General features: G+C 69.9%; 16 protein-coding genes and 1 pseudogene. 9 read left to right on the forward strand and 8 right to left on the reverse strand.

Features of this window, described 5'->3' with window-relative positions:
* Positions 1-148: 148 nt before the first annotated feature.
* Positions 149-781: a uridine kinase gene (locus tag ACH492_RS31830; RefSeq protein WP_398991575.1), complete on the reverse strand. Its 633-nt coding sequence runs from the start codon at positions 779-781 to the stop codon at positions 149-151.
* Positions 782-953: 172 nt separating this feature from the next.
* On the opposite strand from ACH492_RS31830, the gene ACH492_RS31835 reads away from it, so the two are divergent.
* From ACH492_RS31835 to ACH492_RS31845, 3 genes are all read left to right on the forward strand, one after another.
* Positions 954-2,378 carry a peptidase C39 family protein gene (locus ACH492_RS31835; protein WP_398991578.1) on the forward strand — a complete coding sequence of 475 codons (1,425 nt, stop codon included), beginning with the start codon at positions 954-956 and terminating at the stop codon, positions 2,376-2,378.
* A 117-nt stretch (positions 2,379-2,495) separates the two neighbouring features.
* Positions 2,496-2,645 carry an SCO1431 family membrane protein gene (locus tag ACH492_RS31840; protein WP_398991580.1) on the forward strand — a complete coding sequence of 50 codons (150 nt, stop codon included), beginning with the start codon at positions 2,496-2,498 and terminating at the stop codon, positions 2,643-2,645.
* Between the two features lie 50 nt (positions 2,646-2,695).
* Positions 2,696-3,370, forward strand: coding sequence for a TetR/AcrR family transcriptional regulator (locus ACH492_RS31845; protein ID WP_398991582.1), 675 nt, complete (start codon positions 2,696-2,698; stop codon positions 3,368-3,370).
* Positions 3,371-3,421: 51 nt separating this feature from the next.
* On the opposite strand, the gene ACH492_RS31850 is transcribed toward ACH492_RS31845, so the two are convergent.
* Positions 3,422-4,678 carry a glycoside hydrolase family 18 protein gene (locus tag ACH492_RS31850; protein ID WP_398991583.1) on the reverse strand — a complete coding sequence of 419 codons (1,257 nt, stop codon included), beginning with the start codon at positions 4,676-4,678 and terminating at the stop codon, positions 3,422-3,424.
* Between the two features lie 342 nt (positions 4,679-5,020).
* On the opposite strand from ACH492_RS31850, the gene ACH492_RS31855 reads away from it, so the two are divergent.
* Positions 5,021-6,193 (forward strand): acyl-CoA dehydrogenase family protein, encoded by a 1,173-nt coding sequence (locus ACH492_RS31855; RefSeq protein WP_398991585.1) that lies wholly within the window; start codon positions 5,021-5,023, stop codon positions 6,191-6,193.
* 160 nt (positions 6,194-6,353) lie between these two features.
* On the opposite strand, the gene ACH492_RS31860 is transcribed toward ACH492_RS31855, so the two are convergent.
* The gene (locus tag ACH492_RS31860) at positions 6,354-6,647 is read right to left on the reverse strand and encodes a hypothetical protein (protein ID WP_398991587.1); all 294 of its coding nucleotides are present in this window, start codon (positions 6,645-6,647) and stop codon (positions 6,354-6,356) included.
* A 305-nt stretch (positions 6,648-6,952) separates the two neighbouring features.
* Here ACH492_RS31860 and ACH492_RS31865 point away from each other — a divergent pair.
* Positions 6,953-7,184 (forward strand): annotated as a pseudogene (locus ACH492_RS31865) (phosphotransferase family protein); the annotation flags it as partial.
* A gap of 6 nt (positions 7,185-7,190) precedes the next feature.
* Here ACH492_RS31865 and ACH492_RS31870 read toward each other — a convergent pair.
* A complete protein-coding gene (locus tag ACH492_RS31870) occupies positions 7,191-7,598 on the reverse strand; it encodes a hypothetical protein (RefSeq protein WP_398991589.1) in 408 nt (135 codons plus the stop codon).
* Positions 7,599-7,802: 204 nt separating this feature from the next.
* On the opposite strand from ACH492_RS31870, the gene ACH492_RS31875 reads away from it, so the two are divergent.
* The 4 genes from ACH492_RS31875 (at position 7,803) to fxsA (ending at position 11,900) form a co-directional block, all read left to right on the forward strand.
* Positions 7,803-8,243: an Lrp/AsnC family transcriptional regulator gene (locus ACH492_RS31875; protein ID WP_307664705.1), complete on the forward strand. Its 441-nt coding sequence runs from the start codon at positions 7,803-7,805 to the stop codon at positions 8,241-8,243.
* Positions 8,244-8,252: 9 nt separating this feature from the next.
* On the forward strand, positions 8,253-9,893 hold the full coding sequence (locus tag ACH492_RS31880) for an amidohydrolase (protein ID WP_398991591.1): 1,641 nt from the start codon (positions 8,253-8,255) through the stop codon (positions 9,891-9,893).
* A 516-nt stretch (positions 9,894-10,409) separates the two neighbouring features.
* Positions 10,410-11,219: a polyprenol monophosphomannose synthase gene (locus ACH492_RS31885; RefSeq protein ID WP_398991593.1), complete on the forward strand. Its 810-nt coding sequence runs from the start codon at positions 10,410-10,412 to the stop codon at positions 11,217-11,219.
* Positions 11,220-11,303: 84 nt separating this feature from the next.
* Positions 11,304-11,900: an FxsA family membrane protein gene (fxsA, locus tag ACH492_RS31890; protein ID WP_398991595.1), complete on the forward strand. Its 597-nt coding sequence runs from the start codon at positions 11,304-11,306 to the stop codon at positions 11,898-11,900.
* Positions 11,901-12,017: 117 nt separating this feature from the next.
* On the opposite strand, the gene ACH492_RS31895 is transcribed toward fxsA, so the two are convergent.
* The 4 genes from ACH492_RS31895 to ACH492_RS31910 all read right to left on the reverse strand — a co-directional run bounded on the left by ACH492_RS31895 (position 12,018) and on the right by ACH492_RS31910 (position 15,455).
* Positions 12,018-12,392, reverse strand: a complete 375-nt coding sequence (locus tag ACH492_RS31895; RefSeq protein ID WP_003959706.1) for an RNA polymerase-binding protein RbpA — start codon at positions 12,390-12,392, stop codon at positions 12,018-12,020.
* A 255-nt stretch (positions 12,393-12,647) separates the two neighbouring features.
* On the reverse strand, positions 12,648-13,994 hold the full coding sequence (locus ACH492_RS31900) for an MFS transporter (protein ID WP_398991598.1): 1,347 nt from the start codon (positions 13,992-13,994) through the stop codon (positions 12,648-12,650).
* A 43-nt stretch (positions 13,995-14,037) separates the two neighbouring features.
* Positions 14,038-14,802 carry a glycerophosphodiester phosphodiesterase family protein gene (locus ACH492_RS31905; RefSeq protein WP_398991600.1) on the reverse strand — a complete coding sequence of 255 codons (765 nt, stop codon included), beginning with the start codon at positions 14,800-14,802 and terminating at the stop codon, positions 14,038-14,040.
* The gene (locus ACH492_RS31910) at positions 14,799-15,455 is read right to left on the reverse strand and encodes a YitT family protein (RefSeq protein WP_398991602.1); all 657 of its coding nucleotides are present in this window, start codon (positions 15,453-15,455) and stop codon (positions 14,799-14,801) included. The genes ACH492_RS31905 and ACH492_RS31910 overlap by 4 nt, the downstream gene beginning before the upstream one ends.
* Positions 15,456-15,472: the final 17 nt, after the last annotated feature.

Raw genomic sequence — 15,472 nt, forward strand, 5'->3', positions numbered from 1 at the left:
GGGCAGAACGAAGCCCCCGATCACGGGGGAACAACCGGGGGCTTCGCGTCTGCGGCGGCTCCGGAAAGCCGCACATTGAGAACGTAAGACCTGTACGCCTCCTCGGTCAAGAAGGGTTGAGGCACTCTTGAGGCGGAATTCCGACTGCTCAGTATGTCGGGGGAAAGCAGTCACCCTGTGTGATGACTTGATTCGGGCGCGCTGTCACAGCAGGTCCCGGGCGCCACTCGTAACCCTCGTGGCACTCACGTACCAGGGCATCGGCGTACCGGCGTGAGGGGTCCGCGGCGAAATGGCGTGTCTCCGCCACTGTCCAGCCGTCCCAGAAGGCGGAGAGTCCGCTTCCGTCGCGTTGGCGGCCCCGCTGCCAGGACTCTTCGGCGTCCCGCTCCATCCACAGCAGCCACGCCAGATACGGGCGCAACACCCGTCGCCCTGCTCCCACGCCCTCGATCAGCACGACAGGAGCGGCCTCCAGCGCGCGCGGCGGACCGAAGCGGCGCAGATTCCAGTCGTACGGGGTGTAGTGCGCCGTACGGCCGTGCGCGAGGGGATCGATCACCTGGGTCAGCATCCGGTCCGTCCACGCGAAGAGCTCCTCGTGGGTGGCGAGATCGTCCAGATGGAGCACCGGCACATCGCCGCCGACGGCCGCCGCGAGCCGGGCGGCGAAGGTGCTCTTGCCCGCTCCGGCGTGGCCGTCGATCCCGATCAGCCGCACGGGTCCGCACGATGGCGGGAGTGAGCGCAGCGCCGGGGCCTGCCGGTCGAGGTCGTCCATGTCGCAAGCCTATGAGGGCGGCGGGCCCGGCCGCAGGTCGCTCCCCCTATGGGGGACCCCCCCGGTGGACGCGACCAATATTGGTGGCGCGACGCGTCTCCGGGCGCTGGCAGAAGTCCGCCCGGACCCGCAATAGTTGCCCCACTGTCGCGCACCCTGACTTGGGGGTCCCATGGCCAGATCTACTTCGCGCCGAGCCGTGCTGAGCGCCGCGATCGCGGCAGCGGCGGGTGCGGGTGCGCTGTCCTCGTCCGCGATGCCGGCCGCCGCCGCGCCGGGCGGGACGCTCCCGGAGCCGGACTCCGCCGGGCCTGCGGAGTCCGCCGGGCACGCGGGAGGCACAGGGCCCGCGGGGCGCGCGCCCGCGCCGGCCGTGGACAACCGCTTCTGGACCTCGTACGCCGACTGGCGCCTCGGCGCCGCGGCCGGCACCCGGGCCGTCGCGGGCAGCCGCCCCGGCCTGGTCCTCGAGGGCCCCACTGGCCGCACCGTCTACACCGACCCGCACACCGGACAGACCACAACCTGGGAGTACGGCACCTGGACCTCGCCCGTCCACCTCTCCCGGGTGCCCGCAACGGAGGTCATCGCCTCCTGGAACGCGCGCACCCCGGCCGGCACCTGGCTGCAGGTCGAGCTGCGCGGCAGCTACTCCGACGCCACCCGCACGCCCTGGTTCGTCATGGGCCGCTGGGCGGCGGGCGACGGCGACATCCGGCGTACCTCGCTCGACGACCAGACGGACGGGAAGGCGAGCATCTGGACCGACACCTTCTCCGTCGACGACGCTTCGAGCGGGCTGCGGCTGAACTCGTACCAGCTGCGACTGACCCTCTACCGCAGGCCCGGCACGAAACTGACGCCCACCGTCTGGCGGCTCGGCGCGATGGCATCCGACGTCCCGGACCGCTTCACCGTGCCCGCGTCGACGCCAGGGCTCGTGCGCGAGCTGCCCGTGCCGCGCTATTCGCAGAACACGCACATCGGCCAGTACCCGGAGTACGACAGTGGCGGTGAGGCGTGGTGCAGCCCCACCTCATCGCAGATGATCATCGAATACTGGGGCCGGAAGCCCACCCCGGCCGACCTGTCCTGGGTGAACCCGGCCTTCGCCGATCCGCAGGTCTGCCACGCGGCCCGCTTCACCTTCGACCACCAGTACGACGGCTGCGGAAACTGGCCCTTCAACGCCGCCTACGCGGCCACCTACAAGGACATGAGCGCGGTCGTCACCCGGCTGTCCTCGCTCAGCGACCTGGAGACCTTGATCCGGGCCGGCATCCCGGCCATAACGTCCCAGTCCTTCCTGAAGGGAGAGCTGACCGGGGCGGGATACGGCACCTCCGGGCATCTGATGGCAGTGATCGGCTTCACAGCCGGCGGCGATGTGATCGCCAACGATCCGGCGTCGCCCAGCAACGAGGCCGTACGCCGGGTCTACAAGCGCGCCGAGTGGGAGACGATCTGGCTCCGTACCAAGCGCTACAACGCGAGCGGCAAAGTGGTCTCCGGCACAGGCGGCGTCTGCTACCTGTACTGGCCCGCCGTCCCGACGGCCGCCCAGCGCCGGGCTCTGGCGGCAATCGGCATCCGCTGACCGCCAACCGTCCCCGGAGGTAGTGACGTACGTCTCTACCCCGGGGCCGGTATCGCTGGCACTGTGGGTGGGTCACCCGGGGGGACGCACCTGCCAGCCGACTGAACGAGACGCACCATGACTTCGACCGCTGCCACCGCCGACCGCGCCGAGACCCGCGCCCGCACCGGCGGCCCCGAGGACGGCTCCAAGGTCCTCGAGCACATCCTCGGCTGGACGCTCGTCGTCGTCCTCGCCATGTTCGTCACCCAGCTCGGCCTGATCTGAGGTCTGCCATACTGCGCAGATCTTGTGGCAGTTGGAGACCAGGGTCCAATTTGAGTAATAGTCAACAGCGTGGCGCGACCGGACGATCCCAGGCACGCCGCGGTGAACTCATCGCAACCGGACGGAAGTTGTTCGCCGACACTTCCTACGACGCGCTGTCGATGGACGACATCGCCAGACACGCCGGAGTCGCCAAGGGCCTGGTCTACTACTACTTCAAGAGCAAGCGCGGCTATTACCTCGCCATCATCGAGGACTCGATGGCCGACCTCGTCTCGCGCGCCGCGGGCGACACCGAGCTGCCGCGCGCCGAGCGCGTGTACCGCACGGTCGACGGCTATCTGCGCTTCGCCCAGCACCATCAGGCGGCGTTCCGCACGATCGTCACGGGCGGCGTCGGCTTCGACACCCAGGTGCAGTCGATACGGGACGCGGTGCGCGAGGAGCTGATCGCGACCATTGCCGAAGGCGCCTACGGCACGCGTGACATCCCCATGCTGGCCCGGCTGGCGCTGCTCGGCTGGCTCAGCAGCGTCGAGGGAATCACCCTCGACTGGCTGGGCCACCAGGAGCCGGCGCGCGAGACCGTGTGCGCGCTGCTGATACGGATGCTGCGCGGCACGCTCCACACGATCGCGGAGTTCGAGCCCAAGTGCCCCGAACCGCCGGCCGAGTCCCTGCCTGCCGCGCTCGCCGAGGCCGTGCCCGAGCCGGTCGAGGCATGACGCGAGGGCGGGCAGCCGCACCCGGCCGCCCGCCCTCATCGTGTCCGCAGGCTAGTTGATGGCCTTGATCAGCTCTCCGTTCGAGGTGTCACCGCTGAGCTCCCAGAAGAAGGTGCCGCCCAGGCCCTGCTGGTTCTTGTAGTTCATCTTCCCCGCGATGGTGGCGGGGGTGTCGTAGCTCCACCACTGGGTGCCGCAGTGCGCGTACGCCGTCCCGGCGACGGTCCCATTGGCCGGGCACCTGCCCTTGAGCTCCTTGTAGTCGTCGATGCCCTGCTCGTACTTCCCGGGCGCGGGCCCGGTCGCCGTCCCGCCGGGCGCCTTCTGTGTCACGCCCGTCCAGCCCCGTCCGTAGAAACCGATCCCGAGCAGCAGCTTCGACGAGGGGATGCCGAGGCCCTTCAGCTTCTTGATCGCGGCGTCGGAGTTGAAGCCCTGCTGCGGAATGCCGGTGTAGGAGGTGAGCGGCGAGTGCGGGGCCGTGGGGCCCTGCGCCGCCCAGGCGCCGAAGAAGTCGTACGTCATCGGGTTGTACCAGTCGACGTACTGGGCCGCGCCCGCGTAGTTCGCCTTCTCGATCTTGCCGCCGGACGAGCCGTCCGCGGTGATCGCAGCGGTAACCAGGTTGGAGCTGCCGAACTTCGCGCGCAGCGCGGACATCAGGTTCTTGAAGGACTCGCGCCCGCTGGTGTCGCAGGTCAGGCCGCAGGCGTTGGGGTACTCCCAGTCGATGTCGATGCCGTCGAAGACATCCTTCCAGCGTGGGTCTTCGACCAGGTTGTAGCAGGACTGGGCAAAGGCGGCCGGGTTGGCCGCGGCCTGGCCGAAGCCGCCGGACCAGGTCCAGCCGCCGAAGGACCAGAGGATCTTGAGGTTCGGGTGGAGCTTCTTCAGCTTGCGCAGCTGGTTGAAGCTGCCCCGCACCGGCTGGTCCCAGGTGTCGGCGACGCCGTCCACGCTCTGGGCGGCGGTGTACGTCTTCTCGTAGTCGGCGAAGGCGTCACCGATCGCGCACTTGCCGCCGGTGACGTTTCCGAAGGCGTAGTTGATGTGGGTGAGCTTGTTCGCGGAGCCGGAGGTCTGGATGTTCTTGACGTGGTAATTGCGGTCGTAGACGCCCCATTCGGTGAAGTAGCCGATCACCTTGTTCCCGGCTGCCGCCGGGGCGGCAGCGGGCTTCTTGGCCGGGGCGGACTCGCCGGCGGACGCGAGGTGGGCGCCGGTGAGCAGGGTCGCGCCGAGTGCGGCGGTACATGCGGCGGCGATGAGCGCCCTCAGGCGGGCGCGGGGACGGTGTGGTCCGAGCATCAGGTCTCCTCGTGGGGGAGGGAGAGCGAGTGGGGGCATGCGCTGTCGACCGTCTGACTTCTTTGGCATGAACGCGGCCATGCGCTGGGGGGAACGCTAGAAGGACTAGACCAGTGCGTCAATGGTTCGGACCAATTCCGGCCGCGATGCAAGGGAAAGCGGAGCCGAAAATTCCCACCCGTGACGGAAGTCCGCTGATCGGGCATACTCAACGCGCCACAGCCGCCGTCGAGCCGCTTTCGTGATCCGGAAGGGCAGCATCGGCCTGGCAGTAAGTCCGGCGGCGCGCCCACACCCTTCGCGCGCGACGCCGCAGCGCCCGACAGGGAGGAGAGCGCCGCAATGCCCGACCGCGCCCCGCAGCCGGTGGAACGCCAACTGCCCACCGAGGAATCCAGGGATCTGATCGCCCTGGTACGCGACATCATCCAGCGGGAGATCGCCCCCCGGGCGGCCGAGGAGGAGGACTCCGGGCACTTCCCGCGTGAGGTCTTCTCGCTTCTGTCCGAGTCCGGACTGCTCGGCCTTCCGTACGACTCCGAATACGGCGGCGGAGACCAGCCGTACGAGGTCTACCTCCAGGTCCTCGAAGAGCTCGCCGCCGCCCGCCTCACCGTCGGCCTCGGCGTCAGCGTCCACTCCCTCGCCTGCCACGCACTCGCCCGCTACGGCACCAAGGAGCAGCAGACCGAGCATCTGCCCGCCATGCTCGGCGGCGGCCTGCTGGGCGCGTACTGCCTGTCCGAGCCCGGCTCCGGCTCGGACGCCGCATCGCTGCGGACCAAGGCCGTGCGTGACCAAGACAGCTGGGTGATCACCGGCACCAAGTCCTGGATCACGCACGGCGGGATCGCCGACTTCTACACCGTGATGGCCCGGACCGGCGGGGAGGGCGCCCGCGGCATCACCGCCTTCCTGGTCCCGGGCGACGCACAGAGCCTGAACGCCGCCGCCCCCGAGAAGAAGATGGGGATGAAGGGCTCGCCCACCTCCCAGCTTCACTTCGACGGCGTACGGGTCCCTGACTCCCGCCGGATCGGCGAGGAGGGGCAGGGCTTCGCGATCGCGCTCTCCGCGCTCGACTCGGGCCGACTCGGCATCGCCGCCTGTGCGGTCGGGGTCGCGCAGGCGGCCCTGGACGAGGCCGTCTCGTACGCGACCGGGCGCCGGCAGTTCGGACGGCCCATCGCCGACTTCCAGGGGCTGCGCTTCATGCTTGCCGACATGGCCACCCGGATCGAGGCGGGGCGAGCGCTCTATCTCGCCGCCGCCCGGCTGCGCGACGCGGGACGGCCGTTCTCCCGGCAGGCCGCCATGGCCAAGCTGTTCTGCACCGACGCGGCGATGAGCGTCACCACCGACGCCGTCCAGGTGCTCGGCGGCTACGGCTACACCCTGGACTTCCCGGTCGAGCGCTATATGCGCGAGGCCAAGGTGCTCCAGATCGTCGAAGGCACCAACCAGATCCAGCGCATGGTCATCGCCCGTCACCTGGCCGGACCTGAGACACGCTGAACCTATTCACCCGGGTTCGGGGGCGCCGTGGGCCAGGGGGCGTTGACGGTTGCTGTGCGGTGGGTGGTTTCGCCGCTGGACCTAGTCACCCGGGTTCGGGGGCGCCGTGGGCCAGGGGGCGTTGACGGTTGCTGTGCGGTGGGTGGTTTCGCCGCTGAACCTATTCACCCGGGTTCGTGGGTGCCGCGGGCCAGAGCGTGTTGGTGGTTGCCGTCCGGTGGGTGGTTTTCGCGGCCGAGCGCCAAACAGTCCGCGGCGCCCCGAAAGCCGGCGGCGCCGCGAGTCTGCTCCACTCCGGGTCGCGGCGCCCCGGCAGGGTCTTGCCCTTGCTCGCCCACAGCTGGAGCAGCTCCCGGTAGATGGGCGGATCGGCCGGGTGCGGAACCGATTCTTCGGGTGGCGGTGTCGCCAGCCGGCGCCGACCGTGACTGGTCGTGGAGTACAGCAGGGTCATGCCTGGGGAACGCACCGTGCCCGTGGCGGGTTACCGCTGGGACAAATCGCGCGGAAGTTCGCGACCTACCCGCCGCTGGGGCTTGCCGCGAAGTCGCCCGCCCGACAGCAACCACCAACGCCCCCCGGCTCACGACCCCGGGTGCTCGGCTGAAACACGAGTATGGCGCCCGGGCCCGGTCTCCGGCAGAGTTTCTGACGTGTCGTCAAATGGCCTGCCGCCCCAGGGGGTCAGCCGTGTCCGACGACCGTCCGGTCGCCCTCGACGAACACCCCGTCCACCAGGCGCCCCTGTCGATGGGAGAGCGCCGCGACGCCATTGAGGACCGCTGTGCCCGGCTCACCGGACACCGCCCGCGCGACATGGAGTTCCACGCCCTCTACGCCGCGCTGCGGCACGCCGATCGTCATGCTCCGAGTGGCCTACTGACAGGTCCACTTCGGTGAAGCGCAGGTGGCCGAAGACCCGGACGCCCTGATCCTGCACCACGCCAGTCTCGCCGCCATGGTGCAGGGGAGCTATTGGACCCAGGTTTGAGAACGTCTAGGCCGCGTGGCGCCGCATCTGCTGCACCCGCAGCGGACGCGAGCCCGGACCGCCGACGTGCGAGAAGGGCTGCGTCCGCCAGTCGAGCCCCTGGGGGAGCGTAAGCAGCAATGCGGTGTCCTGCTCCTGGACCTCGAGGGTCTCGTCAGCGGGACGCGCCTGCGAGGCGGGACGGCCCGTACCGGCGCACACGGTGAGCCCGAACGGATTCCACGGGGTGGGGCACAGGGCGTGCTCCGGCAGGACGTCCTCGTCCGCCAGCAGCGCGATCGGCTGCGCGCAGTCCGGGCAGATGACCCGGAACATCTCAAAGGTGTCGTACGCGTCGAGCTCGTCGATCTCAGCCGGTTCGGCCGAATCGACAGGCTCCGGTTCGGTACGTCCTGTGTTCTTGACACTCTGCATGGAGAATCTCCCCCTCGGGTGGGCCGACCAGGCACTTGCGGCCTCGACCACAGCAAGCAATTCCCCACGCGCCCGGCAGGTAACCGTGGGGTCACGACCGACCGGGCCGCAGCCCTGTGGCATTCGTCACATGCCCGCCGCAGGTGCCCCCGCACGCCGCAGCCGACTGTGCCGGAAGCGACCTGGGGCAATAGGTTGATCCGCATGGAGGAGCTGGATCGTCAGATCGTGGAATTGCTCGTCAAGGACGGGCGGATGAGCTACACCGACCTGGGCAAGGCCACTGGCCTGTCCACCTCGGCGGTGCATCAGCGCGTCCGCCGTCTGGAACAGCGTGGTGTCATCCGCGGCTATGCCGCGGTCGTCGATCCCGAGGCGGTCGGGCTGCCGATCACCGCCTTCATCTCGGTCAAACCCTTCGACCCGAGCGCGCCGGACGACATTTCGGAGCGTCTCGCAGACGTGCCTGAGATCGAGGCCTGTCACAGCGTCGCGGGCGACGAGAACTACATCCTCAAGGTGCGCGTCTCGACCCCGCTGGAGCTGGAGCACCTGCTCACCCGCATCCGCTCGCTGTCCGGGGTCTCCACCCGTACGACGGTCGTGCTCTCCACCCCGTACGAGGCACGCCCGCCGCGTATCTAGGCTGGTCCCATGAGCGAGAGCGCCGCCCCCCAGAGCGAACACCGCACCGTGCTGCTGCGCGGTGGAGAAGTCCACAGTCCCGCCGACCCCTTCGCCACCGCGATGGTCGTCGAACGACGACATGTCGCCTGGGTGGGCTCCGAGGGTGCCGCCGACGCCTTCGCGGGCGGCGTCGACGAAGTGATCGACCTCGAAGGGGCCCTGGTCACCCCGGCGTTCACGGACGCACACGTGCACACCACGGCGACCGGCCTGGCGCTCACCGGCCTCGACCTGTCCGGCGCTCGCACGCTCGCCGAGGCCCTCGGTCTCGTACGGAAGCACAGCGCCGCACACCCCGGCGACAAGGTCCTCCTCGGGCACGGCTGGGACGCCTCGCGCTGGCCCGAGCAGCGCCCGCCGTCCCGGGCCGAACTCGACGAGGCCGCCGAAGGCCGCCCGCTCTATCTGCCGCGGATCGACGTCCATTCGGCCATGGTGACCACCGCCCTGCTCGACCTCGTCCCCGGCGTCAGCGGCCTCACCGGCTACCGCCCGGATGCGCCGCTGACGGCAGCGGCCCACCACGCTGTACGCTCCGCCGCCCATGGCGCGATCACCTCCGCCCAGCGCGCGGCCGCCCAGCGAGCGGCGCTCGCGCGGGCCGCCTCTCTCGGCATCGGCACCGTCCATGAGTGCGCCGGCCCCGACATCTCCGACGAGGACGACTTCACGTCCCTGCTGGCACTGGCCGGGGCGGAGCCGGGCCCGCGAGTCGTCGGCTACTGGGCCGAGCAGGTCGCAGATGCGAAGGACGCCCGGCGGATCCGCGAACTCGGCGCGATCGGCGCGGCCGGCGACCTCTTCGTCGACGGCTCCCTCGGCTCGCACACCGCCTGCCTGCACGACCCCTACGACGATGCCCCGCACACCGGCGCCGCCCACCTCGACACCGCGGCCGTCGCCGCCCATGTCACCGCCTGCACGGAGGCCGGACTGCAGGCCGGTTTCCACGCGATCGGCGACGCCGCCCTCACCGCGGTCGTCGACGGCGTCAGGGCCGCGGCGGACACGATCGGCCTTGCCCGCGTCCGCGCCGCCCGTCACCGCATCGAACACGCCGAGATGCTGACCCCCGAAACCATCGCCGCCTTCGCCGAGTTCGGCCTCACCGCCTCCGTGCAGCCCGCCTTCGACGCGGCCTGGGGCGGCGACAGTGGCATGTACGCGCAGCGCCTCGGCGTCGAACGGGCCCGCACCCTCAACCCGTACGCGGCACTGGTGCGCGCCGGAGTGCCCCTGGCCTTCGGCTCCGACAGCCCCGTGACTCCGCTCGACCCCTGGGGGGCCGTCCGGGCCGCCGCCTTCCACCGCACGCCCGAGCACCGCATCTCCGCCCGGGCCGCCTTCACCGCCCACACCCGCGGCGGCTGGCGCGCCGTCGGCCGCGACGACGCCGGTGTCCTGGTGCCCGGCGCGCCCGCCGACTACGCCCTGTGGCGCACCGGGAAACTCGTCGTCCAGGCCCCCGACGACCGCGTCGCCCGCTGGTCCACCGACCCCCGTTCCGGCACCCCGGGCCTGCCCGATCTGAGCCCCGGCGCCGAACTCCCCGTCTGCCTGCGGACCGTGGTCTTCGGACAAACCGTCTTTGAGCGGCCGTACGAGTGACGTGCGGACATTTCGTGCCGCTGACGGATACTCACCACGCTCGGCCGCGACCTGCGGATCTTCCGCGCTGACCTGGTGATTTGGGCAAACCTCGCAGATCAGACGACTGTTGACATGGAGCGCCCACCGGCGGGTAGGTTCGGCCGAGTCCACCACAGGACGTCCGACCGGCAAACCTCCACGCAGTCGTCGAACGCCGCTGGGTCATGGGGCAGTGCGCCGCACCGGCGCACTGCCACTGGGAGCCAGGTTCAGCGCCCGCGCCTCGGGGGCGAGGGATGGTTCCAGCCGGCCGGCGGGTGCGACCCGGGTGGGGCCCGGCGTTCAGTAGACAACGGCTCTCGGTCGACCCGCAGCCAGCGGGTCCCAGGTCGGCCCGAAGGACGCCGGGCCCCGATCCGCAGCTCCTTGTCCGCGCCACCGTCGGACGTACGACACCTCAGCTCCGTGCCGCCGCAGCCGCGCGCCGAGCGCTCGCTATGGTGGGGCTCTGAGCACGGACTTTAAGGGGCAGCAGTGAACGACGGCGCTGGGGTTACCCGTGGCGAAGCCCAGGGGCGGCGGTACGGCCCGCTCGGCAGGGTCTTGGTGATCATCCCGACCTACAACGAGGCCGAGAACATCAAGCCGATCGTCTCCCGGGTGCGCGCGGCCGTGCCCGGGGCGGACGTCCTCGTCGCCGACGACAACAGCCCCGACGGCACCGGCAAATTCGCCGATGAGCTCGCGGCCCACGACGACCAGGTGCATGTTCTGCACCGCAAGGGCAAGGAAGGGCTCGGCGCCGCCTATCTCGCGGGCTTCACCTGGGGAATCGAGCACGGCTACGGCGTACTCGTCGAGATGGACGCCGACGGCTCCCACCAGCCCGAGGAACTGCCCCGGCTGCTGACCGCCCTCAAGGGCGCGGACCTGGTCCTCGGCTCGCGCTGGGTCCCCGGCGGCCGCGTGGTCAACTGGCCCAAGTCCCGCGAGTTTCTCTCGCGGGGCGGCAGCACCTACTCACGCCTCCTCCTCGGCGTCCCCATCCGGGACGTCACCGGCGGTTACCGCGCCTTCCGCGCCGGGACCCTCGAAGGGCTCGGGCTGACCGAGGTGGCCTCCCAGGGCTACTGCTTCCAGGTCGACCTGGCCCGGCGAGCCGTCGCCGCCGGTTACCACGTCGTGGAGGTCCCCATCACCTTCGTGGAGCGCGAACTGGGCGACTCCAAGATGAGCCGGGACATCGTCGTCGAAGCGCTGTGGCGGGTCACCGCGTGGGGAATCGGAGGCCGGGCGAAAAGTCTCCTCGGCCGCAAGCCCTCCCGAGGTCGCACGTCGTCCTGATCGCGGACGGCCGCCGGGGCGGTCCGCGATCTTCTTGATCACCCGCTTACGCCGCTCCGGCGGCCGTCCAGGCACACTGGGGGCATGACGACCGGCGCACCGCCCCCGACGGCCCCCAGGCGCTCGCGCGCCCGCACTTTCGTCCCACTCGGCATCGCCGTCTGGCTGGTGCTCGAGATCTGGCTGCTGACCCTCGTCGCCGACGCGGCCGGCGGACTCACGGTGCTCGCGCTGCTCGTCGGCGGCGCCGTCCTCGGCGGCGTCGTGATCAAGCGGGCCGGCCGCCGCGCGTTCCGCAGCCTCACCGAGACCCTGCAGCAACAGCAGACCGGCCAGGGTCCGGCCGCCGGCGTCGGCAGCCCCGGGACCGGGACCGTCAGCAAGGGCAACGGCTTCCTGATGCTCGGCGGCCTGCTCCTCATGCTGCCCGGCCTGATCTCCGACGTGGTGGGCCTGGTGCTGCTGGTACCGCCCGTCCGCTCGATGCTCGGGCGGTACGCGGAGCGGTCCGTGGAGCGCCGTATGCGCGCTGCCGCACCCGGCAGCCTCGGCGATGCCTTCCAGCAGGCCCGCATTCACCGGCCGGACGGGAAGGTCGTCCAGGGTGAGGTCATCCGGCAGGACGGAACGCCGCCGCGGAGTTACGAGGACGAGGGCCCCCGACCTCCGCTGACCCCCTGACGGGATCTGATGGGATCTGACGGGATCCGCGCACAACAGAGCCGCGGGCCGTCTCACTGAAAGTGAGACGGCCCGCGGCTCTTGTTTCTATGACGCTGTTGGTGCGGTGTTACGCGGTCAGGCGGACTTCCGGCTGTCCCGCGGATGCACAGCGATGTTCATGGCGCCGGAACGCAGGACCGCCAGCCTCTCGGCCAGCACCTCCTCCAGTTCCTCGCGGGTGCGCCGCTCCATGAGCATGTCCCAGTGCGTTCGCGCCGGCTTGCCCTTCTTCTCCTCGGGGCCATCCCCGTCCACCAGGAGTGCCTGGGCGCCGCACGCCTTGCACTCCCACTCCGGCGGAATTTCCGCCTCTACCGAGAACGGCATCTCAAAACGATGTCCGTTCTGGCATGCGTACTCCACCGCCTGGCGCGGGGCCAGATCGATGCCGCGGTCCGTCTCGTAGCTGGTAACCACGAGGCGCGTACCGCGGAGAGCTCGCTCACTCATGAATCGTGCCTCCCGGGCTTGTCGCCCACAGGACAGGTGTCGCTGTCGTCGTCATCCGGTCAACGTCCGGTCGGCGGTAAAGATTCCCGTTCCGGGTCATGCGTCGCCCGTCGTGCCGCCCCTTGTTGTACCCACCATTGCCCGGTTTGTCACATCTGACAGAAAGTGTCACCCAGTGAATTCACTTCTTCAGCACGCAGTAACGGTCCGCCTGGCAGGCCAAAGGCGTACACTACCGGCCTTTCACTTCGACGTCTAAATCCGCTCCGGGACGGGGTTGCCCGCGGCGGCCACCGCACGCCGCACCGGGACCCGCGCCAGCAGTACGAAACCGAGCGCGAAGAAGACCACCAGAGAGATGATCGCGTCCCGATAACTGCCGGTCAGCTGGTATGCCAGGCCGAACACCAACGGCCCCAGCCAGCTCAGGCCGCGGTCGCTCATCTCGTACGCCGAGAAGTACTCGGCCTCCTTGCCGCGCGGCACCAAGTGTGAGAACAACGACCTCGACAGCGCCTGGCTGCCGCCCAGAACCAGCCCGATCGCGCCCGCCAGAGCGAAGAACCAGACTGGTTCCCCGGCCGGAAGGAAGTACCCCGCCGCCAGAATCAGCGTCCATACGGCGAGCGAGGCGAGGATCGTGCGCTTGGCCCCATGTGTTCGGGCCAGCCGTCCCATTCCCAGCGCACCCGCCACCGCGAGCACCTGCACCAGCAGCACCGCGGTGATCAACGTCGCCTGGTCGAGGTCCAGCTCCTCGGAGCCGTAGATCGACGCCTGCGAGATCACCGTCTGGACCCCGTCGTTGTAGATCAGATAGGCCAGCAGGAACGACAGCGTCAGCGGATGCCTGCGCATGTCCCGCAGCGCGGCCGTCAACTGCCGCCATCCGGACCCGACCGCGCCCTCGCCGCTCGGCGCCACCCGCCGGTCCCGCAGCCGCCGAAGTGGCACGAGCGTGAAAGCGCCCCACCACAGGCCGGCCGACGCCAGACAGATCCGTACCGCCGCCGACTCCGACAGGCCGAACGAGTCATGGCCCGAGTAGACGACCAGATTCAGCACCAGCACCAGCGCGCCGGCCGTATAGCCGAAGGCCCAGCCCCGCGACGACACCGCATCGCGCTCGTCCGGCTCCGCGATCTGCGGCAGATACGCGTTGTAGAGCACCATCGACACCGAAAGCGACGCGTTTGCGACGATCAGGAGGAACGCGCCCAGCAGATAGCGCTCACCGTCGAGGAAAAACATCCCTGTCGTCGCGGCGGCCCCTACGTAGGCGGCCACCGCAAGCAACGGCTTCTTGCGTCCAGTGCGGTCGGCCACCGCACCCGCCAGCGGCATCAGCAGCACCGCGAGCACCACCGAGACGGACACGGCGTAGGCGAAGACCGATCCCGCCCGTACCGGAATGCCCAGCGGATGCACAAAGCCGTCGGCATCCGCCGCGGCCTTGGCCACCGATGTCAGATACGGCCCCAGGAAGACTGTCAGCACACTCGACGAGTAGACCGAGCACGCGAAATCGTAGAAATACCAGCCGCGTTGCTCGCGCCTGCGCTCACTCGTCCCGGTCGTCCGGTCCGCGGTGTCGGCCGTCACTCCGCGCCCCCTTGCTCGTCCCCGTGGTGCAGACGCGCGGGGTTCAGACCCAGACTCCCCGGTCGGTCAGTACCGTGCGCAACGTCTCCAGATGATCGGTCATGATGCCATCCACACCGAGGTCCAGGAGCGCTGCCATCCGATCAGCGTCGTTCACCGTCCAGACATGGACCTGCAGGCCCCGTTCGTGTGCGGCCGTCACAAAACGCCGGTCCACCACCCGGATACCGCTCTGCGACTCCGGAACCTGCGCACACACCGCGCCCATCCGCAGTGCCGCCGGAATTCCGTACGAGCGCAGCCGCAGCCCCATCACGCCCCGCACTCCGTACGAGGTCGCCAGCCGCGGTCCCGCGAGCCGCATCGCCCGCGCCACCCGGCCCTCCGAGAAGGAGCCGATGCACACCCGGTCCCACGCGCTTGCGCGGCGGATCAGGTCGACCAGCGGGACCAGCGCGGGCTCCGCCTTGATGTCCACATTCCAGCGGGCTTCCGGGAACTCCTCCAGCAGTTCCTCGAGGAGCGCCGGCGGTTCCTTGCCCCCCACCCTGGCCTGCCGGACCTCGCTCCAGGGCAGCGCCGAGATCTTGCCGCGCGCGTCCGTCACCCGGTCCAGCGTCGTGTCGTGGAAGGCGACCAGCTTGCCGTCCGCGGTGGTGTGCACATCGGTCTCGAAGTATCGGTAACCGATGCCGGCGGCCCGCCGGAACGCGGCCGCGGTGTTCTCGATCCCGTCCGCCGCGCCGCCGCGGTGGGCGAAGGCGAGAGTGGAGGGGTGATCCAGGTAGGGGTGGAGTGTGCGCGTCACCTTCGCAGTATCGCCCGCCCCGGTGTCCTGCCGGCGACGACCGTACTGCCACTTTCCTGATCGGAGATGGCGAAGACGCGCAGGAACAGTTGCGCCAGCGGCCCGATGGCGAGGGCGTACGCGACCGTGCCGACCCCCACCGAACCGCCGAGCACGAAACCGGTCGCCACGACGCCCACCTCGATGGCCGTACGGACCAGCCGGATCGAACGGCCCGTGACGCGGTGCAGACCCGTCATCAGACCATCACGGGGACCGGGTCCGAACCGCGCCGAGATATACAGGCCCGTCGCCGCGCCATTGAGCACGATGCCCCCGATCAGCACACCGATCTGCATCCCGAGCCCGTGCACGTCCGGGACCAGCGCGAGCGTGCCGTCCATCGCCACGCCGATCACAAAGACATTGGAGACCGTGCCGAGCCCCGGCCGCTGCTTCATCGGAATCCACAGCAGCAGCACAACCGAGCCGACGATGATCGACACGATGCCGATCGTCAGCCCCGTCAGCTCGGCCAGACCCTGATGCAGTACCCCCCACGGCTCAAGGCCGAGCCCGCCACGCACAAGGAGCGCCGAGCTCACTCCGTACAGCGTCAGACCGATGTACAGCTGCAGCAGTCTGCGGGTGAGATGCCTCGACACCGTGGACACAGTGACGCCCCCCTCTG

This window comes from Streptomyces sp. NPDC019443, from assembly GCF_044389785.1.
In the GTDB taxonomy this organism is placed as follows: Bacteria; Actinomycetota; Actinomycetes; order Streptomycetales; family Streptomycetaceae; genus Streptomyces.